The sequence below is a fragment of the Variovorax sp. MHTC-1 genome (assembly GCF_003984645.1).
Taxonomy (GTDB): Bacteria; Pseudomonadota; Gammaproteobacteria; order Burkholderiales; family Burkholderiaceae_C; genus Variovorax.
In genome coordinates this window covers 134,784-160,141 of sequence record NZ_RWKI01000007.1, presented here as the reverse complement: position 1 = coordinate 160,141, position 25,358 = coordinate 134,784, and the positions used below count along the sequence as shown (strand labels likewise).

General features: G+C 67.7%; 30 protein-coding genes. 9 read left to right on the top strand and 21 right to left on the bottom strand.

Annotated elements, in window-relative coordinates; translation table 11 throughout:
* Positions 1-6: 6 nt before the first annotated feature.
* Positions 7-507, bottom strand: a complete 501-nt coding sequence (locus tag EJI01_RS14450) for a hypothetical protein (protein WP_126837844.1) — start codon at positions 505-507, stop codon at positions 7-9.
* A gap of 16 nt (positions 508-523) precedes the next feature.
* Entirely contained in the window at positions 524-1,312 is a 789-nt protein-coding gene (locus EJI01_RS14445) for an exodeoxyribonuclease III (protein WP_126837843.1), read from the bottom strand.
* 87 nt (positions 1,313-1,399) lie between these two features.
* On the opposite strand from EJI01_RS14445, the gene EJI01_RS14440 reads away from it, so the two are divergent.
* Entirely contained in the window at positions 1,400-2,494 is a 1,095-nt protein-coding gene (locus tag EJI01_RS14440) for an ATP-dependent DNA ligase (protein ID WP_126837842.1), read from the top strand.
* Between the two features lie 87 nt (positions 2,495-2,581).
* Entirely contained in the window at positions 2,582-3,022 is a 441-nt protein-coding gene (locus tag EJI01_RS14435; RefSeq protein WP_126837841.1) for a response regulator transcription factor, read from the top strand.
* Between the two features lie 17 nt (positions 3,023-3,039).
* On the opposite strand, the gene EJI01_RS14430 is transcribed toward EJI01_RS14435, so the two are convergent.
* Both EJI01_RS14430 and EJI01_RS14425 read right to left on the bottom strand, forming a co-directional pair.
* Entirely contained in the window at positions 3,040-3,408 is a 369-nt protein-coding gene (locus EJI01_RS14430) for a hypothetical protein (protein WP_126837840.1), read from the bottom strand.
* On the bottom strand, positions 3,405-3,626 hold the full coding sequence (locus EJI01_RS14425; RefSeq protein WP_126837839.1) for a hypothetical protein: 222 nt from the start codon (positions 3,624-3,626) through the stop codon (positions 3,405-3,407). The genes EJI01_RS14430 and EJI01_RS14425 overlap by 4 nt, the downstream gene beginning before the upstream one ends.
* 289 nt (positions 3,627-3,915) lie before the next feature.
* On the opposite strand from EJI01_RS14425, the gene EJI01_RS14420 reads away from it, so the two are divergent.
* From EJI01_RS14420 to EJI01_RS14410, 3 genes are all read left to right on the top strand, one after another.
* On the top strand, positions 3,916-4,107 hold the full coding sequence (locus EJI01_RS14420; RefSeq protein ID WP_148112365.1) for a hypothetical protein: 192 nt from the start codon (positions 3,916-3,918) through the stop codon (positions 4,105-4,107).
* Between the two features lie 271 nt (positions 4,108-4,378).
* Positions 4,379-4,759 (top strand): helicase SNF2, encoded by a 381-nt coding sequence (locus EJI01_RS14415; protein WP_126837837.1) that lies wholly within the window; start codon positions 4,379-4,381, stop codon positions 4,757-4,759.
* Positions 4,760-4,884: 125 nt separating this feature from the next.
* On the top strand, positions 4,885-5,142 hold the full coding sequence (locus EJI01_RS14410) for a hypothetical protein (RefSeq protein ID WP_126837836.1): 258 nt from the start codon (positions 4,885-4,887) through the stop codon (positions 5,140-5,142).
* 22 nt (positions 5,143-5,164) lie between these two features.
* Here EJI01_RS14410 and EJI01_RS14405 read toward each other — a convergent pair whose 3' ends face one another.
* Entirely contained in the window at positions 5,165-5,737 is a 573-nt protein-coding gene (locus EJI01_RS14405) for a hypothetical protein (protein ID WP_126837835.1), read from the bottom strand.
* Positions 5,738-5,765: 28 nt separating this feature from the next.
* Positions 5,766-5,984 carry a hypothetical protein gene (locus EJI01_RS14400; RefSeq protein ID WP_126837834.1) on the bottom strand — a complete coding sequence of 73 codons (219 nt, stop codon included), beginning with the start codon at positions 5,982-5,984 and terminating at the stop codon, positions 5,766-5,768.
* A 244-nt stretch (positions 5,985-6,228) separates the two neighbouring features.
* Between EJI01_RS14400 and EJI01_RS14395 the strand changes: the two genes are divergently transcribed.
* Positions 6,229-6,633: a hypothetical protein gene (locus tag EJI01_RS14395; protein WP_126837833.1), complete on the top strand. Its 405-nt coding sequence runs from the start codon at positions 6,229-6,231 to the stop codon at positions 6,631-6,633.
* Between the two features lie 6 nt (positions 6,634-6,639).
* Here the strand turns inward: EJI01_RS14395 and ybaL are convergent, their stop codons facing one another.
* From ybaL to phbB, 5 genes are all read right to left on the bottom strand, one after another.
* Entirely contained in the window at positions 6,640-8,331 is a 1,692-nt protein-coding gene (ybaL, locus tag EJI01_RS14390) for a YbaL family putative K(+) efflux transporter (protein WP_126837832.1), read from the bottom strand.
* Between the two features lie 42 nt (positions 8,332-8,373).
* Positions 8,374-10,620, bottom strand: coding sequence for a xanthine dehydrogenase family protein molybdopterin-binding subunit (locus tag EJI01_RS14385; RefSeq protein ID WP_126837831.1), 2,247 nt, complete (start codon positions 10,618-10,620; stop codon positions 8,374-8,376).
* Positions 10,617-11,612 (bottom strand): FAD binding domain-containing protein, encoded by a 996-nt coding sequence (locus EJI01_RS14380; RefSeq protein WP_126837830.1) that lies wholly within the window; start codon positions 11,610-11,612, stop codon positions 10,617-10,619. Before EJI01_RS14380 ends, EJI01_RS14385 begins: the two co-directional genes overlap by 4 nt.
* Positions 11,609-12,145, bottom strand: a complete 537-nt coding sequence (locus EJI01_RS14375) for a (2Fe-2S)-binding protein (RefSeq protein ID WP_126837829.1) — start codon at positions 12,143-12,145, stop codon at positions 11,609-11,611. The genes EJI01_RS14380 and EJI01_RS14375 overlap by 4 nt, the downstream gene beginning before the upstream one ends.
* A gap of 118 nt (positions 12,146-12,263) precedes the next feature.
* Positions 12,264-13,001, bottom strand: a complete 738-nt coding sequence (phbB, locus tag EJI01_RS14370; RefSeq protein ID WP_126837828.1) for an acetoacetyl-CoA reductase — start codon at positions 12,999-13,001, stop codon at positions 12,264-12,266.
* A 154-nt stretch (positions 13,002-13,155) separates the two neighbouring features.
* Between phbB and EJI01_RS14365 the strand changes: the two genes are divergently transcribed.
* Positions 13,156-13,983 carry an endonuclease/exonuclease/phosphatase family protein gene (locus EJI01_RS14365; protein WP_126837827.1) on the top strand — a complete coding sequence of 276 codons (828 nt, stop codon included), beginning with the start codon at positions 13,156-13,158 and terminating at the stop codon, positions 13,981-13,983.
* A 12-nt stretch (positions 13,984-13,995) separates the two neighbouring features.
* Here the strand turns inward: EJI01_RS14365 and EJI01_RS14360 are convergent, their stop codons facing one another.
* The 6 genes from EJI01_RS14360 to EJI01_RS14335 all read right to left on the bottom strand — a co-directional run bounded on the left by EJI01_RS14360 (position 13,996) and on the right by EJI01_RS14335 (position 20,515).
* Complete coding sequence (locus EJI01_RS14360) at positions 13,996-14,931, bottom strand: tripartite tricarboxylate transporter substrate-binding protein (RefSeq protein ID WP_260602465.1); 936 nt, start codon at positions 14,929-14,931, stop codon at positions 13,996-13,998.
* 93 nt (positions 14,932-15,024) lie between these two features.
* A complete protein-coding gene (locus EJI01_RS14355; protein ID WP_126837825.1) occupies positions 15,025-15,885 on the bottom strand; it encodes an HpcH/HpaI aldolase/citrate lyase family protein in 861 nt (286 codons plus the stop codon).
* Positions 15,882-17,240 carry an MmgE/PrpD family protein gene (locus EJI01_RS14350; protein ID WP_185878922.1) on the bottom strand — a complete coding sequence of 453 codons (1,359 nt, stop codon included), beginning with the start codon at positions 17,238-17,240 and terminating at the stop codon, positions 15,882-15,884. The genes EJI01_RS14355 and EJI01_RS14350 overlap by 4 nt, the downstream gene beginning before the upstream one ends.
* A 1-nt stretch (position 17,241) precedes the next feature.
* Complete coding sequence (locus tag EJI01_RS14345; protein WP_126837823.1) at positions 17,242-18,423, bottom strand: CaiB/BaiF CoA transferase family protein; 1,182 nt, start codon at positions 18,421-18,423, stop codon at positions 17,242-17,244.
* Positions 18,424-18,437: 14 nt separating this feature from the next.
* Positions 18,438-19,607 (bottom strand): acyl-CoA dehydrogenase family protein, encoded by a 1,170-nt coding sequence (locus EJI01_RS14340; protein WP_126837822.1) that lies wholly within the window; start codon positions 19,605-19,607, stop codon positions 18,438-18,440.
* Positions 19,608-19,615: 8 nt separating this feature from the next.
* On the bottom strand, positions 19,616-20,515 hold the full coding sequence (locus EJI01_RS14335; RefSeq protein WP_126837821.1) for a MaoC family dehydratase N-terminal domain-containing protein: 900 nt from the start codon (positions 20,513-20,515) through the stop codon (positions 19,616-19,618).
* Between the two features lie 164 nt (positions 20,516-20,679).
* Between EJI01_RS14335 and EJI01_RS14330 the strand changes: the two genes are divergently transcribed.
* Positions 20,680-21,588, top strand: coding sequence for a LysR substrate-binding domain-containing protein (locus EJI01_RS14330; RefSeq protein WP_126837820.1), 909 nt, complete (start codon positions 20,680-20,682; stop codon positions 21,586-21,588).
* A 6-nt stretch (positions 21,589-21,594) separates the two neighbouring features.
* Here the strand turns inward: EJI01_RS14330 and EJI01_RS14325 are convergent, their stop codons facing one another.
* Positions 21,595-21,816 (bottom strand): tautomerase family protein, encoded by a 222-nt coding sequence (locus tag EJI01_RS14325; RefSeq protein ID WP_126837819.1) that lies wholly within the window; start codon positions 21,814-21,816, stop codon positions 21,595-21,597.
* 13 nt (positions 21,817-21,829) lie between these two features.
* Positions 21,830-22,570: an SDR family NAD(P)-dependent oxidoreductase gene (locus EJI01_RS14320; protein ID WP_126837818.1), complete on the bottom strand. Its 741-nt coding sequence runs from the start codon at positions 22,568-22,570 to the stop codon at positions 21,830-21,832.
* Between the two features lie 134 nt (positions 22,571-22,704).
* Between EJI01_RS14320 and EJI01_RS14315 the strand changes: the two genes are divergently transcribed.
* Positions 22,705-23,640 (top strand): LysR family transcriptional regulator, encoded by a 936-nt coding sequence (locus tag EJI01_RS14315; RefSeq protein ID WP_126837817.1) that lies wholly within the window; start codon positions 22,705-22,707, stop codon positions 23,638-23,640.
* Between the two features lie 34 nt (positions 23,641-23,674).
* Here EJI01_RS14315 and EJI01_RS14310 read toward each other — a convergent pair whose 3' ends face one another.
* Positions 23,675-24,157 carry an aminoacyl-tRNA deacylase gene (locus tag EJI01_RS14310; protein WP_126837816.1) on the bottom strand — a complete coding sequence of 161 codons (483 nt, stop codon included), beginning with the start codon at positions 24,155-24,157 and terminating at the stop codon, positions 23,675-23,677.
* Positions 24,158-24,179: 22 nt separating this feature from the next.
* Entirely contained in the window at positions 24,180-25,358 is a 1,179-nt protein-coding gene (locus EJI01_RS14305; RefSeq protein ID WP_126837815.1) for an acetyl-CoA C-acetyltransferase, read from the bottom strand.

The window sequence follows — 25,358 nt, the reverse complement described above, 5'->3', positions numbered from 1 at the left end:
GGCGCCTCACTTCAGCTTCTTGTCTTCGCGCTTGGCCTCGGCCATTGCCTCGGGTTCCAGCTCTTCGGCATAGCGGTTGAGGCGGACGAACGTGCCCCAGCCGACGCGCAGGAGCGCAATGGCGCTCAGGATGCCCGCGGCATAGAGCAGTTGCGCCGGATCGTCGTGCGCCCTGAAGGTGGCGACCAGTCCTTCGACGGCGACCGCCACCACGATGACCACCATGAAGCGCGAGAGGAAGCGGCGCACGCGGGTCGGCGCGCCGATCTGCGCATCGCGGATGACCTCTTCCTCGGCAATGGTCTGCGAGATCTGCAGCGCAACCACCCCGGCCGCCAGCAGCCCGACGGCTTCGATGATCGCCTCCGCCGCGGCCCGGTCGAAGCCGCCGCGGATCGCAAGCCAGCCGGCACGACCGGAGATGGCGATGAGCGCCAGCGCTGCGCAGGCGAACAGCAAGGCCATGAAGGCATGGACCGTGGCATAGAGGCGCGAGAGCAGTTTCATGAGGGGTTCCAGCGGATCAGTTCAGAACTTGGGGCAGGTCGAGCGTGATCCAGACCGGCGCATGGTCGCTTGCGCCCGGCCGGCCGCGCACCTCGCGGTCCACGTTCGCATCGATCAGCAGTGGCGCAAGCTCGGCGTTCAGCAGCAGGTGGTCGATGCGCAGGCCCGCGTTGCGCGGCCAGCGGTTGCGCCAGTAGTCCCAGTAGGTGTAGATCGCCTCGTTCGGATGTCGCGCGCGGATGGCGTCGGCCCAGCCCTGCTCCAAGACGCGCGCGAAGGCGGCGCGGGCCTCCGGCTGCAGCAGCGCATCGTCGCGCCACGACGCTGGGTTGTAGATGTCGGCGTCCGTCGGCACCACGTTGAAGTCGCCCGCCAGCACCACCGGGAGCCCGCAGTCGTAGAGCTTGCGCGCATGGGCCTCGAGGCGCGCGAACCATTCGAGCTTGTAGTCGAACTTGGGGCCCGGCTGCGGATTGCCGTTGGGCAGGTAGAGACAGCCGACGACGATCCCGCCGACCACGGCTTCGAGATAGCGGCTCTGGCTGTCTTCGGAGTTGCCGTCCAGGCCGCGGCCCGTTTCGATCGGTTCCCTGCCGCGTGCAAGGATCGCCACGCCGTTCCACGAGCTCTGGCCATGGAACACCACGCCGTAGCCGGCTTCGCGAATCGCAGCCGCCGGAAAAGTTCGGTCGGGCGACTTGAGTTCCTGCAGGCAGGCCACGTCCGGCTTCGACTCGGCCAGCCATTCGAGCAGGCGCGGGAGCCGGCTGTTGACACCGTTGACGTTGAAGGTCGCGATCTTCATGGCGCATGCATTACGGGAAAAATGACGTCAGCATCATGACGTGCAAGCCGTCACCGGCGGCGTCGGAGAACATGCTGTGCTGCGATCATGGCTTCCACCGACCTGCTGCCGTGCCCGATCGAGCCCATGCTCGCCAAGGTGGCGCAAGAGCTGCCAGCCGGCGGCGACTTCCTGTTCGAACCCAAGTGGGACGGGTTCCGCGCGCTCATCTTCCGAAATGCGCGCGAGGTCCTGATCCAGAGCCGCGACGGCAAGTCCCTCGATCGCTACTTTCCCGATCTGCACGAGGTGTTCCTCGAGCACTTGCCCACGGGCTGCATGCTCGACGGCGAGATCGTCATCGCCACGCCGGGCGGGCTGGACTTCGATGCGCTTCAACAGCGCGTGCACCCGGCCGCATCGAGGATCGCGCGCTTGGCAAATGAAACGCCGGCCTCCTTCGTCGCCTTCGATCTGCTGGCGCTAGAGGGGCGCGAGCTCATGTCGCATCCGCAGGGCGAGCGCCGCCTGCTGCTCGAGGCTCTGCTGGCGACGGCCGAGCCGCCGCTGCATCTGACGCCCATGACCATCGACCGAAGCCTCGCGCTGCGATGGCTGCAGGATTTCGAAGGTGCCGGGCTCGACGGCGTGATCGCCAAGCCGATCGACCAGCCCTACCTTCCAGGCAAGCGCGCGATGCTGAAAGTGAAGCATGTACGCACCGCCGACTGCGTGGTGGCAGGCTTTCGATGGCACAAGAGCGGGCGTGACGCCGTGGGTTCGCTGCTGCTGGGCCTCTACGACGAACGCGACGTTCTGCACCACGTGGGCATGACTTCGTCCTTCGACATGGCAACGCGGAAAACGCTCGCGCGCGAACTCGAGCCGCTGCGCGAGCACGCGCTCGACGGTCATCCCTGGGCCGGATGGGAGCACGCCGAGGGGCAGAACGATGCGCAGCGCATGCCCGGCGCGCGAAGCCGCTGGAGCGCGGGCAAGAATCTCTCATGGGAGCCGCTGCGCATCGAGCGCGTGTGCGAAATCAAGTACGACCATCTGCAACGCGACCGCTTCCGACACGCCACCATGTTCCTGCGCTGGCGCTTCGACAAGCCGCCGCGCGCGTGCCGCTACGACCAGCTGGAGTCCACGCCGCCCTACGAACTCGCGCACGTGTTTCGCCCTGTATCCGCAGCTAGATGAAGCGGGCAACTGAATGCGGCTCGTTCCTACACCCGACCGGTTGGCGCAAGCCGATGCTCCCGATCCCAACGTCCGGAGAGATCGCAGATGGCCTCCTCAACAGCATGCCCGTCGAACGCTTGCAGCTTGCGGGTGCTGGTGGTCGAAGACGATCCGGATGTGCTGGAAGCCGCGCTCGAAGCACTGGAGCTTCTGGGCCACTGGGCGACCGGTGTCCGAAGCGCCGAAGGCGCCCTCGTCCGCTTCTTCGAAGGCGCTTTCGACGTGCTGATGGTCGACGTCGGCCTGCCGGCCTTGTCGGGCTTGGAATTAGCCGGCAAGCTGCAGGCCCGCTGCAAGCTGCCGATCATTTTTGCCACGGGCAGCAAGGCGCCGGATCGCCCTCTGCACGGCGCCGTCTGGCTGTGCAAGCCCTTCAGCCTCGAGCAGCTGCGCGAAGCGCTGCGCCAGGCGTCCCAGTTCGTCGAGCCGAAGTGCGTCGACAACCAGGCCGAGCCTGCGCCGAGGGTCGCGGCAAGCGGCGCCTGAGGCGACTGCGCGAAATCTCAGGCCGGCGGCGCGCAACGGTCGTAGACCAGCGCCAGATAGTCCGCGTGCTTGCGAAGGCTCTCGAGCTGCTCCAGCGTGTTTCCGCGAATCGGGTCCTTGGGGTCGAACTTCACGTCACCGTCCGGCAACAGGATGAAATGCGTCCGCCCGGACAAGCGGCCGCTGCGATCGTCGGCATGCACGTAGCCGCAGCCCGTGCCCGTATTCTTGTTGTAGGTCACGCCGGAGAACACGGCGAAACGGCTTTCCGGCAGCTTGGTCTTCACCTGTGACTGGACCTGCCAGATCGGCCAGTAGAACCACCACCCGCCGACGCAAGCGGCAAAGACCGAGATGCCGGCCAGTATGCAGACAATGACTCTCATGGCTTGTCCTTGTCGGGTTGCACGAACTGCATCGCAAAACGGCCCAGAGCGGTCAGTTCCGTCACGGTGGCCGTCCCCGGCCGCCCCGGCGGGGCCGAGAACGAGACCTTGACCCAGCCGCCGTCCTTCAGGATGCGCAGGGCCTCGATGTCCTCTGCCGAGGTGAAGACCATCGGCAGCGGACCCTTGGCCACGCGCTGGAGCACGCTATAGGACATGTGCTGCCAGGCCGGCACGGCGAAGAGACCGACCGTGGTTTGTCTCGGGGCGTATGTCCATGTAGCGAATTGTAATTACATGTAGTACTTACAGGTTAACTTCTTTCGTGATCCATTTCACGAGTTGCGAAGCGGCAAAAGCATGAAGTAGTGCCGAATGCACAGGGGCAATGCGCGCCCCTGCCGTGGAAAGGGTGCGGCGCTTTGTGTAGTCTTTCGGGGGAGCAGGAGGAGATAACCATCGAAATGGCCCGAGCGCTATGAAATGGAGGCAGCCATGCAGGATTCGATGACGCCCATCGACATATCCTTCGAGCGATGGACGCAACTCTCGGACGCCTACGAGCAGCACCTGCTGCACATGAAGCAGGGTGACGAAAGCGCGCGCGCAGAAGCGATACGGCTCGCCCGCGAGCTGGATGCGCTGACCCGACTGCTCGGACGCAAAGTCTCCGCGAGCCAGTCACCCGACAAGCGCTGAGGCCTTCTTTCGTCCTTCCGCGCAGCCTTCTCCGGGTCCCATTGCCCGATCCGGACCGGGTGTCGTGCCCGGATTGTTGCCGGAACGAAAACACCGCAATTCCATTCTGCAGGGTTTCTACTTAGATTTCGGGCGCAAACTTCATCCCACAGAGCAGCCATTCACTGTTCTGGATGAACAGGGCACCGAGCGAGGTGGCCGCCCCCGAAGGGACGGCGCCCCACCCAAGACCGGTTCGAAATCATCATCCAAACCATTGAAGGAAATTGAAATGAAGACCTCGAAGATCATTGCCGCAGCCGCTCTTTCGCTTCTCGCCGCTGCCGGCGCCCAAGCCGAAACCTATGACGGCGTGCACTCGCGGGTGTCGGCCAATAGCCGCGCCGAAGTGAATGCCCAGGCAGTCGCGGCCGCCCACAGTGCCAACCCCTATGCCGAAGGCGTTTCGTCGCGCGTCGCTCCGGCCTTGACCGCCTCCACCGACCGCGCCGGCGTGCGTGCCGAAGCCGTCGCTGCCGCCCACAGCGCCAACCCGTACGCGGAAGGTTATGCGCAAGGCGCAGCGCCGGTGCTCGCGAGCACCGTCGACCGCGCCACGGTGCGCGCCGAAGCCCGCGCCGCGGCGCGCGGCATCGACCAGCTCGCGCTGTAATCCGCTGCGCTCGAGACGACAGACCGGGCCATGAGCCCGGTTTTTTCATGCAGCGTTGGCCGGAGACCACTGGACGTCGCTGAAAGAATGCCGGGCGTCCGGGAGCGCGGCACAATCTCGTCAGCATGACGCAGCAATTGCCCCACCCCGACGACCTGAGCGATGCGGAGCTCGCTGAACACGCCCATGCCTGGCGGCGCCTGGCATTGCGTGGAGATCGCAACGCTCGAGCGCCCGCGCACGCCTATGAAACCGCTTTGCGCGAACGTGTGCGCGCTTCGATGGCAGCCGAGCTGATGGCCAGCGCGGCCGCCGCGCCCGAACCGAAGCGGCCGTGGTGGCGCCGTTGGTGGCCTTCGATGAGCGAGCAGGTCACGTCCTGAGCGGACGGCACTTCTTTCTACTTCAGCGGCCTCCGAGCTGCCCGTAAGAGGTGCGAAGCCCCACATAGTCGGTCGGCCCACTGCTCTCGGGTGGATGACCGGTTGCCGACAGCCACGCCGCGATGCTGGGCAGGCGCTTGTCGAAATAGAGCTGCAGGTGAGACCAGTTGCCGCCCTCGGTGTGCGGCGCGGTCATCTCGAGCGCCTCCACCGCGATCGCGCGCAAGCTGCTCACCATCGCGAGCGAGCGCCCATCGAGCAATTGCAGCGTCACTTCGCGGCCCTGCGCCAGGATTTCATCGAGGATGCGGCGATGCACCGTGTAGTCGGGCCAGCTGCGCTTGCCGCAAGCGTCGTTCAGCTCGCGGAAGACCCAGTGCATATTGGTCGCGAAGATCGCCGCCACCTGCCCGGCCTGCCGCAGGCTCTGCGTCGAGGCGAGGGCTTGCAGCCGGAGCGCCCACAGGATCGCTGCCAGCACGCCCAAGGTCTGGATCCAGGCCGCCCATTCGGTCGAGGTCGCAGGACGGTTGAACCAGCCGACGACCACCAGACCGACAGTGACGGCGGCAACCGCCGCTCCGAATTTCCGCATGCTTTCCCCCGCGTCCGGCTGCGTCGCCTCAGGCGAGCGGCCCGTCCTTGCCGAACAATTTCCTTATCGCCGCGATCCCTGCCACCAATGCATTGGCATAGGTCGTTTGCGGATCGCTCGCGGCCTCGAGAGGCAGGTATGGAAGGGCATCTTCCATGGCGTAGTCGGTGCCCTCCATCAATACCCAATAGAACTCGCCCTCTTCGAGTTCGTGTACGGTGAGCGCGATATTTCGCAATTGCGACATGTGCTTAGGCAACGGTCATCGAGTGAACTCGTCGATCCTATTCAACGCGCGTTACAACTCCTAGCCAAAATATCACGTTTCGTCTCAAATGTGTCGAACAGTAATTGGAATGGCGAGTCTCGAATACCTCCAATAGGCTGAATGTGGGTAATTTGCACCTAGCAAGCTTTTCCTACAGCGCCCGAGTGCGGCCATGTCTAAGCTGAATGCACCTTCAACAACACCGCCGTGACAAGGAGGAGAAATGAAGCATTTCACCCTCGACCCCCACATGGTCGCCGCCTTCGGGGGCGCCTTCTATCCCACCGGCCATTCCATGGTGATGTTTCCGAATGCCGAGGACGCCAGCCGCGTCGGGCACCAGTTGATCGACAACGGCTTCAGCGGCGACGAGGTCTACCTGATCCCTCCCAAGACCCTGCTGGCCCAAATCTCGCCCACGGTCAGGGATGCGGACAATCCGCTGCCCTCGGCCGGCACCGACGGCGCCACCGTGCGTGCCTACACCAAGCTCGCGCGCGACGGCCATACAGGCCTTCTGGTGAAGACCGAGAACAGGGCCGCGGCCGAGCGCTTGATGGAAGTGGTGCGCACGGTGCCCTATTCGATCGCCGAGCGCTACTGCAGGCTGGTGATCGAAGATCTCTGAAGGGCCTCAGGCCGGCGCGGCGCGACTGAGCACTGCGCGCGCCATCGACTGCGCCAGCTCGTGCTCGCCCAGAAACACGGTGGCTTCCACTTCCTGCGCGAGCAGGCGCGCCTCGTCCTCGTTATGGCTGCGGATCACGGTCTCGATCGCAGGATTGAGCGTGCGTGCGGTCTCGATCATCTGCCGCACGTTCATCGCATCGGCGACGGCGACGACGAGCACGCTGGCCCGCGCCACATGCGCCTGGATCAGCACCGCAGGGTCGGCCGCATCGCCCCAGACAGCCGCCATCCCCTCGGCGCGCAGCTTCTCCACCAGCTCGCGGTTCTGCTCCGCCACCACGAAGGCAACATCGTGGGCCGCCAGCTCAGCGGCGATGCGCCGCCCCACCCGGCCGTAGCCGACCAGCACCACCTGCCGCGACAGGTACCTCGCCTCGGTGCTCACGGGCAGCTCGGCCAGCGGGTCGTCGCGCAGCGACAGGCTGCGCGCAATGGAGGAACGCGCATACAGCCATTTCTGCAGCGGCCCGATCAGGCTGAACCACAACGGGTTGGTGGCGATGGAAATCAGCGCGCCGGCCAGCAGCAGGCTCTGGCCCTCGGCCGACAGCAGTCCGAGCGAGACGCCCAGCGCGGCCAGGATGAACGAGAACTCGCCGATCTGCGCCAGGCTCGCGCTCACGGTGAGCGCCGTGCTCAGCGGATAACGGAACAGCAGCACCAGGACGCAGGCCGCCACGGACTTGCCCACCACGATCACCCCCACCACGGCGAGCACCTGCAGCGGGCGTTCGATCAGCACGGCCGGATTGAACAGCATGCCGACCGAGACGAAGAACAGCACGGCGAAGGCGTCGCGCAGCGGCAGCGATTCCTGGGCGGCCCGATGGCTGAACTCGGACTCGCGCATCACCATGCCGGCAAAGAAGGCGCCGAGCGCGAAGGACACGCCGAATAGCGCCGCCGATGCGAAAGCGATGCTGACCGCAGCCGCCACCACGCACAGCGTGAAGAGCTCGCGCGAGCCGGTGCGCGTGATCTGCCACAGGATCCACGGGAACACGCGCCGGCCCACCACCAGCATCAAGAGCACGAAGCCGCCCACTTGCAGCAGCGTGAGGCCCAGCGTCTGCCAGACCGGCGCCGCGTCGGCGTGCGCCGCCGTGCCGCCCATTACGCCCGCCAGCGGCGGCAGCAGCACGAGCACCAGCACCATCGCCAGGTCTTCCACCACCAGCCAGCCGACCGCGATGCGGCCGGTGAAGGAATCCAGAAGCCCCAGGCTTTCGAGCGCGCGCAGCAGCACCACCGTGCTCGCCACCGACAAGGCGAGCCCGAACACCAGTGCGCCGCCGATGCTCCAGCCCCACCACGTGGCCAGTGCGCCGCCGAGCAGCGTGGCCACGACCATCTGCACGATCGCGCCGGGCAATGCGATCTTGCGCACCGCAAGCAGATCGTCGAGCGAGAAATGCAGGCCGACGCCGAACATCAGCAGCATCACGCCGATCTCGGCCAGCTGCGCGGCGATCTCCGCATCCGCCACGAAGCCCGGCGTGAAGGGGCCGAGGATCACGCCCGCGAGCAGGTAGCCCACCAGCGCCGGCAGCCGAAGCCGCGCCGCCAGAAAGCCGAGTACGAGCGCCAGGCCGAGGCCGGCCGCAAGGGTGTTGATCAAGGAGACGCTGTGGGGCATCGCCGCATTCTGCAAGATCGGCGCCGACGCGCCTCCGCACCGTCAATCCAGGCCCAGCACCTTGTCGAGCGTGATCGGCAGGCTGTGCACGCGGCGCCCCGTCGCATGGAAGATCGCGTTGCCCACGGCCGCCGCGACACCCACGATGCCGATCTCCCCTACCCCCTTGACGCCGAGCGGATTGACGACCTCGTCGCGCTCGTCGACGAAGATCACCTCGATCTCCCCGACGTCGGCATTGGCGGCCAGGTGGTATTCGGCCAGGTTGTGGTTCATCACGCGGCCCAGGCGGTGGTCGACGAGGCCCTCCTCGTGCAGCGCCATGCCGATGCCCCAGACCACGCCGCCCTCGATCTGGCTGGTGGCGGTTCTCGGATTGACGATGCGCCCGGCCGCGACGGTGCTGACGACGCGCGTGACGTGCACCAGCCCCAAGTCTTCGTCCACGCGCACCTCGGCGAACACCGCCGAATGCGTGGCCCGCGCGTACTTGCGCTGCTTCATGAGATTGGGCAGCGCGAGGCTCTTGCCCTCGATCTCGGCCGCGCCGGCCCGCTGCATCAACTCCCGCAGGCTGATGGAGCGCGAGGGATCCGCACGCAGCCGCACCAGGCCGTTGACGAATTCGACATCCTTCAATCGCGGCTGGCGCAGCGGCGTATCGCCTTGGGCACGCGCCATGAGCAGCAGCTTGGCCGCGATCTTGAGGCAGGCGGCCTGCACCGCCGTGCCGATGCTGGCCACGGTGAAGGAGCCGCCCTGCACCGGCGCCATCGGCAGGCGCGAATCGCCGAGGCTGAAGTCCACCTTGGCAAGCGGCAGGCCCAAGGTCGCCGCGGCGATCTGCGACATGACGGTGCCGGTGCCCGTGCCGATGTCGGTGGTGGCGCTGCCGACTTCCAGCGTGCCGTCGACCCGCAGCACCGCGCGTGCGGCGCCGTGGATCTGCGTCGCCTCCCACACGCCGGTGGCCATGCCCCAGCCGATCAGCGTGCGGCCATCGCGCATCGAGCGCGGCTCGGGCTCTCGCCGCGACCAGCCGAAGCGTTGCGCGCCGCGCGCATAGCATTCGCGCAGGGCCTTGCTCGAGAAGGGCTTGCCGCTTCCGGGCTCGGTCTCGGCGTAGTTGCGCAGGCGCAAGGCCAGCGGGTCCAGGCCCACGGCCTGCGCCAATTCGTCCATCGCGCTTTCGAGCGCATAGACCCCCTGCGCCGCGCCGGGCGCGCGCATGTCGGTCGGCGTGAAGCGGTCGAGCTCGACCACGCGATGGGCCAGCCGCAGGTTCGGCGTGTTGTAGAGCAGGCCCGTCCAGCTCACGATGTTCTCGACATAGTCTTCCTTGCGCGAAGTCTCCGACACCGCCTCGTGCACCACGGAGCGCAGGCGCCCTTCGGTATCGCAGGCCAGCTTCAGCGTCTGCAGGGTCTCGGGCCGATGGCCGAAGCTGAACATCTGCTGGCGCGTGAGCACCACGCGCACCGCGCGCCGGAGCTTCAACGCCGCCATCGAGGCCAGCACCAGCTGGTAGCCGGGCCGCAGCCCCGCCCCGAAGGCCCCGCCGACGAAGGGGCACAGCACGCGCACATCGCGCTTGCGCAGCTTCAGCACGCGCGCCAGATAGGCGCGGCTGTTCTGCGCACCCTGCGTCTTGTCGTAGATCGTGAGCTGTCCCTCGCCTTCCCAGATGGCGGTGCTGGCATGCATTTCGATCGGGTTGTGGAACTCGGCGGGCGAGCGATAGCGCGCCTCGATCTTGACGGGCGCTTCGTCCCACGCGTCCTCCGGTTCGCCGCGCACCTTGGGCGGGACCTGGTAGCCGAACTTGAGCCGGCTCGGCTTGCGCGCCTCGATCGCCAGCCGCTGCATGTCGCTGCGCGGCCGCTCGGCGGTGCAGTGCACCTCGACCAGCCGGGCCGCATGGCGCGCGGCCTCGAAGCTCACCGCCACGACCAGCGCCACCGGCTGCGCGTCGGAATGGATCTGCGCATCGTGCAGCGGCCGGAACGGCGAGCCGCCGGGCGCATCCATGTCCTTGTGCAGCAGGTCGAAGCGGGCCATGGGCGGCCGGTTCTCGTGGGTCAGCACCTCCACCACGCCCGGCACGGCGCGCGCCGCGCGGCTGTCGATGGAGCGGATGCGGCCGCGCGCAATGGGGCTCGGCACCACCACGCCGTAGAGCAGGCCCTCGGCAGGATGCTCGGCTGCATAGCGGGCCGCACCCGTCACCTTGGCCCGCGCGTCGACGCGCGCCGCCGGCGCCCCGAAGGGCAATCCGGGTTGCGCCGTCACGCAGCTGCCTCCATTCCGGCCGCCTGCATCAGCGCACGCACGACGGTCCGGCGCGCCAGTTCGATCTTGAAGCCGTTGTGCTCCAGCGCTCGCGCACCCTCCACCAGAACGGCGGCTGCCGCCTCGAATGCAGCGACGGCCGGCAGCTGGCCGGCCAGCAGCGCCTCGGCCCCGGGCCGGCGCCATGGCTTGTGGGCCACGCCGCCGAGCGCGATGCGCGCCGACCGGATGCGCCCTTGCGCGATGTCGAGTGCACAGGCCGCGGACACCAGCGCGAAGGCGTAGGAACGCCGGTCGCGCAGCTTGAGATAGCAGGAATGGCGAGCGAAGGGCTGGGTCGGCAGCTCGATCGCCGTGACCAGTTCGTCCGCAGCCAGCGTGGTGTCGCGCTCCGGCGCATCGCCCGGCAGCCGATGGAAGTCGGCCATGGCAATGGATCGTTCGCCCTGTGGACCCTGCACGTGAACCACCGCCTCGAGCGCCGCCAGCGCGACGCACATGTCCGAAGGATGCACGGCAACGCACTGCTCGCTCGTGCCGAGGATCGCGTGGATGCGATTCAGCCCTTCGATCGCCGGGCAGCCGCTGCCCGGGGCGCGCTTGTTGCATGGCGTGGCGATGTCGTAGAAGTAGTAGCAGCGCGTGCGCTGCAGCAGGTTGCCGCCGACGGTCGCCATGTTGCGCAGCTGCGGCGAAGCCCCGGCCAGCAGTGCCTCCGACAACAAGGGATAGCGGCGCTGCACCTCGGGATGCCAGGCCAGGTCGGCATTGCGCACCAGCGCGCCGACGTGGAGGCCGCCGCTTTCGGTGACGCGCACCTCGCGCAGCGGCAGGTGCGTGATGTCGACCAGCCGCGCAGGCCGGGCGACGCCTTCCTTCATGAGGTCGAGCAGGTTGGTGCCGCCGGCGATGAAGCGCGCGCCGTCCACGCCGCCGATGGAGTGCAGCGCATCGGCCGCATCGGTGGCGCGGTGGTATTCGAAAGGATTCATCGCACGGCCTTCCACGCACCGGTCTGCTGATGCCCCAGCACTTCGACCACCGCCTTGACGATGTTCGGATAGGCGCCGCAACGGCAAAGGTTGCCGCTCATCTGTTCGCGCACGTCGTCTTCGTTCTGCGCATGGCCCTCGCGCAGCAGGCCGACTGCCGAGCAGATCTGGCCCGGCGTGCAGTAGCCGCACTGAAAGGCGTCGTGGTCGACGAAGGCCTGCTGCAGCGGATGCAGGAGGTCACCGTGCGCCAGCCCCTCGATGGTCTGTATCGTCGCGCCCTCCTGCATCACCGCGAGCGTGAGACAGGCGTTGATGCGCCGGCCGTCCACCAGCACCGTGCAGGCGCCGCACTGGCCGTGGTCGCAACCCTTCTTGGTGCCGGTCAGGCCGCAGTGCTCGCGCAGCAGGTCCAGCAGGGTGGTCCAGGCCTCGAGCCGCACCGTGCGCGCGACGCCGTTCAAGTGGAAGCGGACCGTGTGCACCTGGCAGGCGGTGCGCTCCGGCGTCAGTGGCGTGGGACTGGCATCCATGGGCTGACCTTGTCGTGCCGTGAGCATCGGCGGAGTAGGACGCGAACGCAAGCCTTGATCGCCGGAAAGCAAAAGACCCGCCGAGGCGGGTCTTCGATGCAAGCTGAAATACGGCGCCTCAATGCATGTGAAGGCCGCCGTTGACCGAGAAGTCGGCTCCCGTCGAGTAGCCGCCTTCGTCGGTCGCGAGCCACGCGATGATGGAAGCGATCTCGCTGGGCTCGCCGAGCCGCTTGACGGGAATCGTGCCCACGATCTTGTCGAGCACTTCCTGGCGGATCGCCTTGACCATGTCGGTGCCGATGTAGCCAGGGCTCACGGTGTTCACCGTCACGCCCTTGGCCGCCAGCTCCTGTGCCAGCGCCATCGTGAAGCCGTGCATGCCGGCCTTAGCGGCCGAGTAGTTGGTCTGGCCGGCCTGGCCCTTGGCGCCGTTGACCGAGCTGATGTTGATGATGCGGCCCCAGCCTTTTTCGACCATGTCCGCAACCACCTGCTTGGTGACGTTGAACATGCTGTTGAGGTTGGTCTCGATCACCGCGCTCCAGTCCTCGGGCGTCATCTTGAGGAACATGCGGTCCCGCGTGATGCCGGCGTTGTTGACCAGCACGTCGATGCTGCCGTGTTCGGCCTTGGCCTTGGTGAAGGCCTCGACCGTCGACTGCCAGTCGCCGACATTGCCGACCGAGGCGTGGAACTCATAGCCCTCGGCCTTCTGCTCGCCCAGCCACTTGGCGTAGTCCCGGGTGGGACCGCAGCCGGCGATGACCGTGAAGCCATCCTTGTGCAGGCGCTGGCAAATGGCTGTTCCGATGCCTCCCATGCCCCCGGTGACGTATGCGACTCTTTTGCTCATGATGATCCTTATGTTGACGAGCCTGATCAGGCGCTGTTCACTGTAGCGAAGTTTCGCGCGGCCACCGGGTCAGGAAAACACTGACCCCTCAATGCAACGGGGTGTCACAGGCCATCCATATACCGCGTTCGAGCAGAAGGAAGGAAGGCATCCCATGAAACTCGTGACCTGGAACACCCAATGGTGCTGCGGCCTCGACGGCATCGTGAGCACCCGCCGCATCGTCGAAGGCGCGCGCGCCCTGGCCGACTTCGACATCCTGTGCCTGCAGGAGATCGCCTCGGGCTATGACGCCATGCCCGGCGGCCCGGGCGACCAGCCGGCGGAATTGCACGCGCTGCTGCCGGGCTTCCAGCTCTTCTTCGGCGCCGCGGTGGAGGAGTTCGACCGCGAAGGACGGCGCCGGCGTTTCGGCAACCTGATCGCCACCCGCCTGCCGGTGTCCCGTGTCCAGCACCATCCGCTGCCCTGGCCGGCCGATCCGGACGTGACCAGCATGCCGCGCATGTGCACGGTGCTGACGCTGACCAGCCCCGAACTGGGGCCCCTGCGCGTGATGACCACGCATCTCGAGTACTACTCGGCGATGCAGCGCACGGCGCAGGCCAAGGTGCTGGTCGCCCTGCACGCCGAGGCCTGCGAACAGGCAGCGGCGCCGCCGAAGGCCGACTACGAGGGCCCCTTCCAGCCCAAGCTGCATACGAAGGAAGTCATTCTCTGCGGCGACTTCAACATGGCTGCATCCGATCCGGCGCACGCGACGCTGCGCGAGCGCCTGCAGGACGCCTGGCCGCTGGTGCACGGCGATGCGCCCCATGCGCCCACCTTCCGGCTGTTCGACCGCAAGCACGGCCCCGATCCGGTGACCTACGACTTCGTGTTCGTCAGCGAGGGCCTCGCGTCGCGTGTGCGCCGCATCGAGGTCGACCTGGCCACGCGCGCATCCGACCACCAGCCCGTCTTCGTCGAGTTCGGCGATTGAGGTCTAAGGTTCTCATTCCCCTTGAATGCCGGCGGCGCGGATCACCTTGCCCCACTTGGCGGTCTCGGCCGCGAGGTGGCTGCGCAGCGCCTCGGGCGTGACCTTGTCCATGGGCACGATCTCCGAGCTCAGGTCGGCCAGGCGCTGCTTGACCACCTCGTCCTGCAAGGCCGCGCGCAGGGCGACGTTGAGCTTCGCCGTCACGGCGGCCGGCGTGCCCTTGGGCGCGTAGATGCCGTGCCACACGCGCACGTCGAAGCCCTTGAGTCCCTGCTCGTCGAGCGTCGGGATCTCGGGCATGCTGGCCAGGCGCTTGGGCGTGGTCACGCCGAACACCTTGACACGGTTGCCGTCCTTGATGACCGGCGCGGTCTGCGTGGTCTGGTCGCACAGCAGGTCGACCTGGCCGCCCATGAGGTCGTTGAGCGCCGGCCCTGCGCCCTTGTAGGGCACGGTCGTCAGGTCGACGCCGATCTGGCTCGCGAACAGGAGGCCGCACAGCTGCGAGACCGCGCCGATGCCGGCGTTGGCGAGCGAGACCTTGTCCTTGTTCGCCTTCACGTAGGCGAGCAATTCCTTGAAGTTGTTCGCCGGGAAGTCCTTGCGCGACAGCAGCGTCATCGGCACGTCCATCACCTGGCCGATGTACTCGAAGTCCTTCAGCGGGTCGTAGGGCAGCTTCTTGTAGAGCGCCGGCGCGGTGGCCATGCCCATGTGATGGATCAGGATGGTGTAGCCGTCGGGCTTCGCCTTCGCGACCCGCGCGGGCGCGATGGTGCCGCCGGCGCCGACCGTGTTCTCGACCACCACCGTCTGCCCGAGCGACTTGCCCATGGGGATCGCGAGCATGCGGGCCACCACGTCGGTCGGGCCGCCGGCCGAATAGGGCACCACCATGGTGACGGGCTTGTCGGGCCACGCGGCCTGGGCCGCCGCGGGCGATTGCATTCCGAGCAGGCCCGCGGCCAGCGATGCGCAAAGCAGAACTCTCGATTTCAATTCCATATCGTCGTCTCCTTGATGTAGATGCCAAAACCGGATTCAGGCCGCGGCCTGCGCTTCCAGCGCCAGCAGCCGCTGCGCGAGCCGCAGCACCGGCGCGTCGACCATGCGGCCGTCGAGGCTGATCACGCCGCCGCCGGCGGCGTGCATGGCCTCGTTCACGCGCTGCGCCCAGGCCAGCTGCTCGGCGCTCGGGCCGAGGGCCGCATGAACCGGCCCCACCTGCTCGGGATGGATGCAGAGCTTGGCGCCGAAGCCGCCGCGCCGCGCGCGCGCCGCATCGAGCTGCAGCCGCTCCCGATCGCGCCAGTCGGGCGACACGCCATCGATCGGCGCCGCAAGCCCGGCGCGGCGTGAGGCCAGCACCAGCGCAAGGCGCACCGGCACCAGTTCGGCCTCGTCGGCATCGCAGGCCAGGCCCAGATCGGCTTGGAAGTCCAGATGGCCGAAGGCGAGCCGAAGCACCTGCGCTGCGTTCGCGAGCGCATCGAGCGCGGCGAGCCCGGCGGCCGATTCGATCAATGGAACGAGCACGCCCCGCGGCCCGACGGCAGCGGCCAGCGCGGCGAGTTCTTCGGCACGCTCGGCCTTCGGCAGCACCACGCCGGCGAGCCCCTGGCCGGAGAGCCGCGCCACGAGCGCGCGGTCTTCGTCGTGCCACGCCGTGCCGCATGGATTGACGCGCACCAGCAGTCGGCTGCGCTCGGCCGCGGGCAGCGCCGCATGGCTGCCGGCGAGCTGCTCGCGCGCAGCCGCCTTGCGCTCCGGCGCCACAGCGTCTTCGAGATCGACGATCACGGCGCCGGCGCCCGACGCCAGCGCGCGCGCATGGCGCTCGGGCCGGTCGGCCGGCACGAAGAGGAAGGTGCGTGCCAATCCGAGCGGGGTTGCAGCGTTCACGAAGACGCCTCCACGAGCAGCATGCCGACCGATGGCGCGCTCTCCACGTTCCAGAGCCGCTCGATGGCACCGTGCATCTCCGCTTCGCTCGCGCCGCCGCTGTGGGCCGCGAGCCGCAGCGCCTTGGCGGTGATCTCCTCGCGCGACAGCGTGTTGCCGGGATCGCCCTTGGGCTCGTCGACGCGGCCCTGCAGCACCCGGCCGTCGCTCGTGTGCACCGTGACCTTGCCGATCCAGCGCTTCGGATAGGCGCCGTCCACCTCGGCGTCGAGCACCATCTGCACGCGATCGCGCAGCGCCACTGTTTCGGCATCGCGGAAATGCGCATCGAACTCGGCCAGCCCGGCCTGCCCGAAGCGCGCCACGAGCGCGAGCACGGTGCCCATCGAGAACTTCGACTGGTGCACAGTGGCCGGATCGACCACCGGCCCCAGCACGTCGATCGCGCCCTGGTGTACATGCGTCGTGACGCGCGCGAGGTCGGCGGCGCGCAGACCGTTCGCACGCATGACTTCGAGCAGCGCATCGGCCGCCGGATGCGTATGGCGGCAGGAGGCGTGGTACTTGAACGAGGTCTCGGCCAGCGCCCAGCGCGTGCCCAGCCCGTCGACCAGCCGCGCCGGGTCGGCGTCCTGCGACATGCCCGCGGCCATGCCCTGCGGGCCTTCGAGGATCTGCTGCGCGCCGGTGAAGCCGTCGCGCGCCAGCGTCGCCGCCATCAGGCCGGCCGCGGCCGCATGCGCGGTGTGCAGCTGCTTCGAATCGGCGGCTGTGCGCAGAAACTCCCAGAGCCCGGCCGACTGCGTGCCGGCCGAGCCGAAGGCATGCTGCATGCGCGCGGCGTCGAGTCCGAGCAAATGGCCGGCCGTGGCCGCCGCCGCGAGCGTGCCTGCGGTGCCGGTGGTGTGAAAGATCTTGTAGTGCGAGCGCCCGAGGAATTCGCCGACGCGGATGCCGACCTCGTAGCCCGCGACCGCGGCCGCCAGCAGCCGCTCGCCGCTGGCACCCAGCGCCTGCGCCCAGGCCAGCGCGACCGGAAAGACCACCGTCGCCGGATGGAACACCGAGCCGTTGTGCACGTCGTCCTGCTCGGCGACGTGCGAGGCCGCGGCGTTGACCAGCGCGGCGAAGTAAGGGCTCGTGCGCGTGCGCCCTACCAGCACTTCGCTGCGGCCGTCCGCGGGGCCCATCTCGCGCGCGAAAGCGGCGATGGTTTCGACCGGGCGCGCGCCATGCCCCGCGATCGCGGAGCCGAACCAGTCGACCAGCAGGTCCTCGGTGCGGCGAACGACGGGGGCCGGAATGTCGCCGAAGCGCAGTTCGGCGACGAAGCGTGCGAGGGATTCGGTGCTCATTTCAGATCGCCTCCGCGGCACGGAGCGCCGCAATGTCCGCATCGCTGCGCCCCAGCGAGCGCAGGATGGATTCGGTGTGCTCACCGACCGCCGGAATCGCATCCATGCGGTAGTCGAAGGCGCTCTGACGCCCCGGCGGCAGCAGCGCGGGAATCGCGCCGGCCGGCGAAGCGACCTCGCGCCAGCGCTCGCGCGAGCGCAGCTGCGGGTGTTGCCAGAGGCCCGCCATGTCGTTCATGCGCGCATTGGCGATCTGCGCAGCGTCGAGGCGTTCGAGCACCTGTGCCGTGTTGAGCGTGGCGAAGGTTTCGAGGATCAGCGTTTGCAAGACTTCGCGGTTCGCATTGCGCTTGGCGTTGCTGTCGAAGCGCGGATCGGTCGCGAGCTTGGCCTGCATCAGCACGCCTTCGCAGAAGGCCCGCCATTCGCGCTCGTTCTGCAGGCCGAGCATCACGGTGCCGCCATCGCCCGCGGCGAAGGGGCCGTAGGGGTAGATCGTGGCGTGCGAGGCGGCGCTGCGCGGCGGCGGCGGCGCGCCGTCGTAGGCGTAGTACATCGGGTAGCCCATCCATTCGGCCAGCGACTCCAGCATCGAGACATCGATGTGCGAGCCGCGGCCGGTCTTGCCCCGCTGCAGCAGCGCCGCGAGGATGCCGGTGTAGGCATACATGCCGGCCGCGATGTCGGCGATCGAGTTGCCCGACTTGCAGGGCGCGTCGGCGGTCCCGGTGACCGAAAGGAAGCCCGCCTCGCTCTGGATCAGCAGGTCGTAGGCCTTCTTGTCGCGGTAGGGCCCGTCCTCGCCGTAGCCCGAGATGTCGCAGACGATCAGCGCCGGATGCTTCGCCTGCAGCACTTCTGCGCCGAGCCCCATGCGCGCGGCGGCGCCGGGCGCGAGGTTCTGCACCAGCACGTCGGCGCTGGCGACCAGTTCCTGCAGCACGGCCTGCGCCGCCGGCTGCTTGAGGTCGAGCGTGAGGCTTTCCTTCGAGCGGTTGACCCAGATGAAGTGCGAGGCCTCGCCGGCGACGCGCTGGTCGTATGCGCGCGCGAAATCGCCGCCGCCCGGCCGCTCCACCTTGATCACGCGAGCGCCGAGATCGGCCAGCTGGCGCGTGCAGAAAGGCGCCGCGATCGCGTGTTCGAGGGAGACGACGGTGATGCCGTCGAGAGGTCGCGTCATGGCTTTTTCCTCGTTCAGAAGGAACGCGGCAAACCCAGCAGGTGCTCGGCCACGTAGGAATAGATGAGGTTGGTCGAGATCGGCGCCACCTGGTAGAGCCGCGTCTCGCGGAACTTGCGCTCGACGTCGTATTCGCAGGCGAAACCGAAGCCGCCGTGGGTCTGCAGGCATGTGTTGGCCGCCTCCCACGAGGCCTTGGCCGCCAGGTACTTGGCCATGTTCGCCTCGGCGCCGCAGGGCTGGCCGGTGTCGAACAGCGCGCAAGCCTTGAAGCGCATGAGGTTCGCCGCCTCGGCTTCGATGTAGTTGTCGGCGATCGGGAACTGGATGCCCTGGTTCTGGCCGATCGCGCGGCCGAACACCTGCCGGTCGCTGGCGTAGCGGCGCGCGCGGTCGATGAACCACCAGGCATCGCCGATGCACTCGGCCGCGATCAGCGTGCGCTCGGCATTGAGCCCGTCGAGGATGTACTTGAAGCCCCTGCCCTCCTCGCCGATCAGGTTCTCCGCCGGGATCTCTAGGTTGTCGAAGAAGACTTCGTTGGTCTCGTGGTTCACCATGTTGAGGATCGGCCGCACGGTCATGCCATTTCCGATGGCCTGCTTCAGGTCGACGATGAAGATCGACATGCCTTCCGACTTCTTCTTCACCTCGGCCAGCGGCGTGGTGCGCGCCAGCAGGATCATCAGGTCGGAATGCTGGATGCGCGAGATCCACACCTTCTGGCCGTTGACCACGTAGCGGTCGCCCTTCTTGACCGCGGTGGTCTTGAGTTGCGTGGTGTCGGTGCCGGTGGTGGGCTCGGTCACGGCCATGGTCTGCAGGCGCAGTTCGCCGGTCGCGATCTTCGGCAAGTACTGGCGCTTCTGCGCCTCGCTGCCGTGCCGCAGCAGCGTGCCCATGTTGTACATCTGGCCGTGGCAGGAGCCTGCGTTGCCGCCGGCGAAATTGATCTCTTCCATGATCACCGAGGCCTCGGCCAGGCCCAGGCCGGAGCCGCCGTAGTCGGCGGGGATCAGCGCGGCGAGCCAGCCGGCCTCGGTCAGCGCATTGACGAAGGCTTCGGGATAGCCGCGCTCGTGATCGACCTTCTGCCAATAGGCGGAATCGAAACTACCGCACAGCGCGCGCAGGGCATCGCGCATCTCTTGATGCGCATCGGGGATGGGGATCTGGGTTTTCATCGGGGGTCTCAGGCGAGGGTGGCAGTGGCTTGCATCGTGAGCCAGCCGTCGGCGTCTTCGGCCCACAGGCGGAAGCTCTTGCCGTCGGCTTCGGGCCGTCCATGCACGCGGAAGGAAGCGGTGTCGAAGGTGGGTCGCACCGCGCGGAACTCGAACTTCGACAACGTGGCCTCGGGCTTCTCGCGCCGCAGCAGATCGACCAGCAGCGTCGCGATCAGGGGGCCGTGCACGATCAGGCCCGGGTAGCCCTCGACCTCGGTCACGTAGCGCCGGTCGTAGTGGATGCGGTGGCCGTTGAAGGTAAGCGCCGAATAGCGGAACAGCAGCACGTCATCAGGCACGATCTCGCGGCTGAAGGCTGCGTCCTTCGATGCCGGCGTCGGCGCCAGTGCGGCTTCACCGGGCGCTGGCGCGGCGCGGTAGACGATGTCGTGCTCCTCGGTCAGCGCGAGGCCGCGCGCATTGCGCACCTCGTGGCGTACCAGCACGAACACCAGCTCGCCGCTGCGGCCTGCCTTGTGCGAGACCGAAGCGATGGTCGAGGTGCGCTCGACCGCATCGCCGACCACGAGCGGATTGCCTGCTTCCCACGTCAATCGACCGCCGGCCCACATGCGGCGCGGCAGCGGCACCGGCGGCAGGAAGCCGCCGCGCTTGGCATGGCCGTCGGGCCCGATCTCGGACTGCCGGTGGTGCGGCAGGAAGTAGAGCCAGTGCCAGAGTTCGGGCAGCCGCGCGCCCTGCCCCGGGGCAGGGTCGTCGCGGTCCAGCGTGGCCGCCAGCGCGCGCACCGGCGTGGCCGTGAGCTCGTCGGCCAGGGTCTCGCTGCGGCCTTGCCAGGCCTGCAGGCGGGCGAGCGCCTCGGCGTCGATTGCTGCAGAAGAAGAGGTGTGCGGGGTCATGGTCATGCGTTCGATCCACTGCGGCGCCGAAAGCTCATCCTTGCCTCCGTTCGCGAGCGGCGTTCAAGCCGCGCCTTGACCCGCATGGTGGCCATGGTCGCGCCGGCACGCAATCTGCGATTTCGAGACCGAGCCTTCAGGATTTCCGAAGGCTGGGCTAGGATGCACCCATGCATTTCGACCTGACGGACCTGCGTCTTTTCGTCGCGGCAGCGGAACTCGGAAGCCTCACGCGCGCGGCCGAGCGGCAGCACCTGTCGCTGGCGGCGGCCAGCGCGCGCATCAAGGCGCTGGAAGCGCAGGCGGGCTTGCCGCTGCTGTCGCGCGAGGCGCGCGGCGTGCGCCTGCTGCCGCCGGGCGAAGCCTTTCTCCACCACGCGCGGCTGGTACTGCACCAGGCCGGTCAGCTGCGCTCCGAACTGGCCGAATACGGCGGCGGCCTGCGCGGCCATCTGCGGGTGTTCGCCAACACCACGGCGGTCACAGATTTCATGCCGGAGATCCTGCCGGGCTTCCTGGCCCGCCACCCGCGGATCAACATCGACCTTCAGGAAAAACCGAACACGCAGATCCCGCACGGCGTGCTCGACGGCCGCGCCGACATCGGCATCGTCGCCGGCAGCGTCGACACGCTGGGCCTGGAGGCGATCCACTTCAGCACCGACCGCCTGGTGCTCGTGACTTCGCGCAAGCACCGCCTCGCGCGGCGCCGCCGTATCGCCTTTGCCGAGACGCTGGGCGAGGACGCGATCGGCATGCAGCAGGGCAGCACCCTGCATGCCTTCCTGGCGCAGATCACCGAAAGCCTGGGCAAGAGCCAGAAGCTGCGCATCCAGCTCGGCGGCTTCGATGCCATGTGCCGCATGATCGGCAGCGGCGTGGGCATCGGCGTGGTGCCCGAATCGGCGGCGCGCCGCAACCTCGAGAGCATGCAGCTCGCGCTGATCGAGCTCAGCGACCCCTGGTGCGTGCGCGAGCGCTACCTGCTGGTTCGCGACCGCACCACCCTGCCGACCTATGCGCAGGCCCTGGTCGACACGCTGTGCGCGCACTATGCGGCGCAGGACGCCGCCGGCTGAGGTCGATCAGGCTGCCGGCGGCTTGCGCTGGGCCTCGCGGCGCCGCGCGGTCACGGATCGCCCTCCATGACCCCAGTTGTCGGTGTCGATCTCGTCGATCACCACGAAGGTCAGTTCCGGCGGCTTCTTGAGCACCTGCCACAGCAGGTCGGTTGTGCCCGCGATGAGCTGCTCTTTCTGCTCGGCGGTCACGCCTTCGCGAGTCACTTGGATGTTGACGTAGGGCATGGCTGGCCTCGCTTCACCACTTGCCGGTGCTCATGCCGCCATCCACCGGCAGGACGACGCCGGTCGTGAAGGATGCATCGCTCAGGTACAGCACCGCATCGACGATATCTGCCGCCGCGCCGATCCGGCCTGCCGGCTGCAGCGTGTTCAGGAAGGCGTGCATGTCCGGCGTGTAGAGCGGCGTGTCGATGATCCCGGGCGCCACGGCATTCACCTGGATGTTGTGCGGCGCGAGTTCGAGCGCCAGCGCGCGGGTCGCGTCGTTGAGACCGCCCTTCACCAGGATCGGCAGCAGCGCGGGCACGCTGGCATTCGGCTGCAAGGCGATGCTGGCCGTGATGTTGACGAGGTGGCCCTGCTTGCGCGGCGTCATGTGGCGGACCGCTTCCTGCGAGACGTAGAAGAAGCCCTTGAGGTTGGTCGCGACCAGCGCATCGACTTCCGCTGCCGTGTACTCGGCGAAAGCCTTCGCGTTGAAGATGCCGGCGTTGTTGACCAGCACGTCCACATGGCCGAAACGCGCGACCGCCTCGGCAACGATCCGCTTGGCGGTCGCCGGATCGGCGATGTCACCGGCGACCGCGAGGAAATGGTCCGGAAAGTCCTGCGCGAGGCCGGTGGCCTGCAGGCGTTCGAGCGTGCGCGCGTTTCCGACCACCTTGTCGCCGCGGCGCAGGAAACCCTGCGCGATGGCAAGGCCGATGCCGCTGGAGGCACCTGTGACGACGACCGTTCGAGGCAAGCGTTGGTTCATTTCATATCTCCGGGTGGTGGCGTCGACTGCTTGAAGGTGACGCCGGGTTTGAGGGCATGTCGTGATGGTATTGATGCACCCGGAGCGATTGAAGACATAGACTGTCACTTCATAAGTTACCTCATGGAACAAGTATGAGCCGCCGATTCGACGATCTGATGCTCGGCAGCCTGGAACTGTTCTGCCTGGCCGCCGAGCTGGAAAGCTTCACCGCCGCGGCGCAAGCGGCCGGCCTGAGCCCGGCTGCGGTGAGCCGCTCCGTTGCCCGGCTGGAAACGCGCATGGGGGTGCGCCTGTTCGTTCGCACCACCCGCCGGATTCATCTGACCGACGGCGGCCGCGCCTACTACGAGCAGTGCCGCCAGGCACTGAGCCTGATGCGCGACGCCGAGAGCCAGCTCACCGGCGAGCAGCAGGCTCCGGCCGGGGTGCTGCGTCTCAGCGTCGCCTCGCCCTATGGCCACTACCGCGTGCTGCCGCTGCTGCCGCGCTTTCGGGCGCGCTTTCCGAAGGTGCGGATCGAGCTGCACCTGAGCAACCGCAATATCGACTTCACCGGCGAAGGCTTCGACCTCGCGATCCGGGGACGCGCGCCGCCGGACTCCGGCCTCATTGCGCGCAAGCTCGAAGATGCGGAGCTGGTGCTGGTGGCCGCGCCGTCCTACCTGGCTCGCGCGGGCAAGCCCGATTCGCTCGAGGCGCTGGCGGCGCACGAGTGCATCCAGTTCGTGCTGCCCAGCACCGGGCAACCGGTGCCCTGGCTCTTCAGCCGCGACGGACAGAACATCGAGCTCGAGACGCCCGTCAGCTACAGCTGCGCCGACGACTACATGGGCATGGTGACGCTGGCGCGCCATGGCGCCGGGCTCTTGCAGACTTACCGCTACATCGTGCAGGACGACTTGAATCTAGGGCATCTGCAGCAGTTGCTGCCCGAAGCCGGCGGCCGCTCCCGCCCCATCTCGCTGCTCTACCCCGATCGCCGCCACACGCCGCTGCGCGTGCGGGCCTTCATCGACTTTCTGACGGCAGAACTGGCCCCGAAGGTCGGCACAACGCATGCACCGTGACGCGCATGCGTTGCCAGTGCTTCCGGCGTCGCCCTCAATGCTGCGTCGGGGACTTGCAGAAGTTCCCGTGCGGCTGAGCGCGCATCAGCTCGTGGAACTGCTCGCGCGACAACCGCAGCAGCCGCTCGTGATCGCCGCCTTCCATGTAGACGACGTCGCTGCTTTCGAGTTCGTCGTCGACGACGGTTTCGATGCCCCAGGCCATGCCGATCGGAGGTATCGCGCCGGGTTCGCAGTCCCCGAACAGCGCCGCGACGCGGGCTTCGTCGGCCAGCCTCAGCCTGTGGCGGCCGAGCATGCGCGAGAACTCGCCCAGCATGACCATCTTGTCGGCAGGAACGACGGCCATCACGCAGCCCGCTTCGTCCTCGAGGATGACCGATTTAGCCAGTTGGCCCGCTGGAACATGGGCGCTGCGGGCCGTCTCCGCGCTGCTGCGGCTGTGCCCATGCGTACAGATCTCGTAGCGTGTGCCGCGTTGATCGAGATAGTCGGACAGATGCGAAGGAATGGACATCGCATGCTCCTTAGCGAAAGCGTCAGCGCTCGATGGTCAGCGCCACCCCCATGCCGCCGCCGATGCACAGCGACGCAATGCCCTTCTTCGCGTTCTGGCGCTCCATCTCGTGCAGCAGCGTCACCAGGATGCGGCAGCCGGAGGCGCCGATCGGGTGGCCAATGGCGATGGCACCGCCGTTCACGTTGACCTTGTTCACATCCCAGCCCATCTCGCGATTGACCGCGCAGGCCTGGGCGGCAAAGGCCTCGTTGATCTCGAGCAGGTCGAGGTCCTGCGGCTTCCAGCCGGCGCGCTGCAGCGCCTTCTGCGAAGCCGGCACCGGGCCCATGCCCATGAACGCCGGATCGAGGCCGGTGCTCGCGTAGCTGGCGATGCGGCCGAGCGGCTTCAGGCCCAGCGCGGCCGCCTTCTTGGCGGTCATCACCAGCACGGCGGCGGCGCCGTCGTTCAGGCCCGAGGCATTGCCAGCGGTCACGCCGCCGGCCTTGTCGAAGGCGGGGCGCAGGCCGGCCAGGCCTTCGGCGCTGGTCTTGCGGTTGATGAACTCGTCCTGCTCGAAGACCACCGGATCGCCCTTCTTCTGCGGGATGTTGACGGCCACGATCTCGTCCTTGAACTTGCCGGCGTCCTGCGCGGCGGCGGCCTTGGTCTGGCTGCCGAGCGCGAGCTCGTCCTGCGCGGCGCGGCTGATGTCGTACTTCTTGGCCACGTTCTCGGCCGTGATGCCCATGTGGTACTGGTTGTAGACGTCCCACAGGCCGTCCACGATCATCGTGTCGACCAGCTTCCAGTCGCCCATGCGCTGGCCGTTGCGCGAGTTGGGCAACACGTGGGGCGCGAGGCTCATGCTCTCCTGCCCGCCCGCCACGACGATCTCGCTGTCGCCGGTGGCCACCGCCTGCGCGGCCAGCATCACGGCCTTGAGGCCCGAGCCGCACACGGCGTTGATGGTGAGCGCCGGCGTTTCCTTGGTGATGCCGCTTTTCAAGAGCGCCTGGCGCGCCGGGTTCTGGCCGGCGCCGGCAGCCAGCACCTGGCCCATGATGACTTCGCCGATCTGGTCGCTGCCGACCTTGGCGCGCGCCAGCACTTCCTTGATGACGATGGCGCCGAGCTCGGTGGCCGGAATCCCGGCGAGCGATCCGCCGAACTTGCCGACTGCGGTACGTGCGGCTGAAACGATGACGATGTCTTCCAT

Bases quoted from the DNA above. Each gene is read 5' to 3' on its own strand.
- ybaL (WP_126837832.1), bottom strand. From the start codon at position 8,331: ATGCCCCACAGCGTCTCCTTGATCAACACCCTTGCGGCCGGCCTCGGC.
- EJI01_RS14440 (WP_126837842.1), top strand. From the start codon at position 1,400: ATGGCTTCCACCGACCTGCTGCCGTGCCCGATCGAGCCCATGCTCGCC.
- EJI01_RS14435 (WP_126837841.1), top strand. From the start codon at position 2,582: ATGGCCTCCTCAACAGCATGCCCGTCGAACGCTTGCAGCTTGCGGGTG.
- EJI01_RS14345 (WP_126837823.1), bottom strand. From the start codon at position 18,423: ATGACGCGACCTCTCGACGGCATCACCGTCGTCTCCCTCGAACACGCG.
- EJI01_RS14400 (WP_126837834.1), bottom strand. From the start codon at position 5,984: ATGTCGCAATTGCGAAATATCGCGCTCACCGTACACGAACTCGAAGAG.
- phbB (WP_126837828.1), bottom strand. From the start codon at position 13,001: ATGAGCAAAAGAGTCGCATACGTCACCGGGGGCATGGGAGGCATCGGA.
- EJI01_RS14425 (WP_126837839.1), bottom strand. From the start codon at position 3,626: ATGTCCTATAGCGTGCTCCAGCGCGTGGCCAAGGGTCCGCTGCCGATG.
- EJI01_RS14445 (WP_126837843.1), bottom strand. From the start codon at position 1,312: ATGAAGATCGCGACCTTCAACGTCAACGGTGTCAACAGCCGGCTCCCG.
- EJI01_RS14410 (WP_126837836.1), top strand. From the start codon at position 4,885: ATGACGCAGCAATTGCCCCACCCCGACGACCTGAGCGATGCGGAGCTC.
- EJI01_RS14430 (WP_126837840.1), bottom strand. From the start codon at position 3,408: ATGAGAGTCATTGTCTGCATACTGGCCGGCATCTCGGTCTTTGCCGCT.
- EJI01_RS14315 (WP_126837817.1), top strand. From the start codon at position 22,705: ATGAGCCGCCGATTCGACGATCTGATGCTCGGCAGCCTGGAACTGTTC.
- EJI01_RS14420 (WP_148112365.1), top strand. From the start codon at position 3,916: ATGACGCCCATCGACATATCCTTCGAGCGATGGACGCAACTCTCGGAC.
- EJI01_RS14305 (WP_126837815.1), bottom strand. From the start codon at position 25,358: ATGGAAGACATCGTCATCGTTTCAGCCGCACGTACCGCAGTCGGCAAG.
- EJI01_RS14310 (WP_126837816.1), bottom strand. From the start codon at position 24,157: ATGTCCATTCCTTCGCATCTGTCCGACTATCTCGATCAACGCGGCACA.
- EJI01_RS14380 (WP_126837830.1), bottom strand. From the start codon at position 11,612: ATGAATCCTTTCGAATACCACCGCGCCACCGATGCGGCCGATGCGCTG.
- EJI01_RS14350 (WP_185878922.1), bottom strand. From the start codon at position 17,240: ATGAGCACCGAATCCCTCGCACGCTTCGTCGCCGAACTGCGCTTCGGC.
- EJI01_RS14450 (WP_126837844.1), bottom strand. From the start codon at position 507: ATGAAACTGCTCTCGCGCCTCTATGCCACGGTCCATGCCTTCATGGCC.
- EJI01_RS14330 (WP_126837820.1), top strand. From the start codon at position 20,680: ATGCATTTCGACCTGACGGACCTGCGTCTTTTCGTCGCGGCAGCGGAA.
- EJI01_RS14365 (WP_126837827.1), top strand. From the start codon at position 13,156: ATGAAACTCGTGACCTGGAACACCCAATGGTGCTGCGGCCTCGACGGC.
- EJI01_RS14320 (WP_126837818.1), bottom strand. From the start codon at position 22,570: ATGAACCAACGCTTGCCTCGAACGGTCGTCGTCACAGGTGCCTCCAGC.
- EJI01_RS14395 (WP_126837833.1), top strand. From the start codon at position 6,229: ATGAAGCATTTCACCCTCGACCCCCACATGGTCGCCGCCTTCGGGGGC.
- EJI01_RS14360 (WP_260602465.1), bottom strand. From the start codon at position 14,931: ATGCAATCGCCCGCGGCGGCCCAGGCCGCGTGGCCCGACAAGCCCGTC.
- EJI01_RS14340 (WP_126837822.1), bottom strand. From the start codon at position 19,607: ATGAAAACCCAGATCCCCATCCCCGATGCGCATCAAGAGATGCGCGAT.
- EJI01_RS14325 (WP_126837819.1), bottom strand. From the start codon at position 21,816: ATGCCCTACGTCAACATCCAAGTGACTCGCGAAGGCGTGACCGCCGAG.
- EJI01_RS14375 (WP_126837829.1), bottom strand. From the start codon at position 12,145: ATGGATGCCAGTCCCACGCCACTGACGCCGGAGCGCACCGCCTGCCAG.
- EJI01_RS14335 (WP_126837821.1), bottom strand. From the start codon at position 20,515: ATGACCATGACCCCGCACACCTCTTCTTCTGCAGCAATCGACGCCGAG.
- EJI01_RS14415 (WP_126837837.1), top strand. From the start codon at position 4,379: ATGAAGACCTCGAAGATCATTGCCGCAGCCGCTCTTTCGCTTCTCGCC.
- EJI01_RS14405 (WP_126837835.1), bottom strand. From the start codon at position 5,737: ATGCGGAAATTCGGAGCGGCGGTTGCCGCCGTCACTGTCGGTCTGGTG.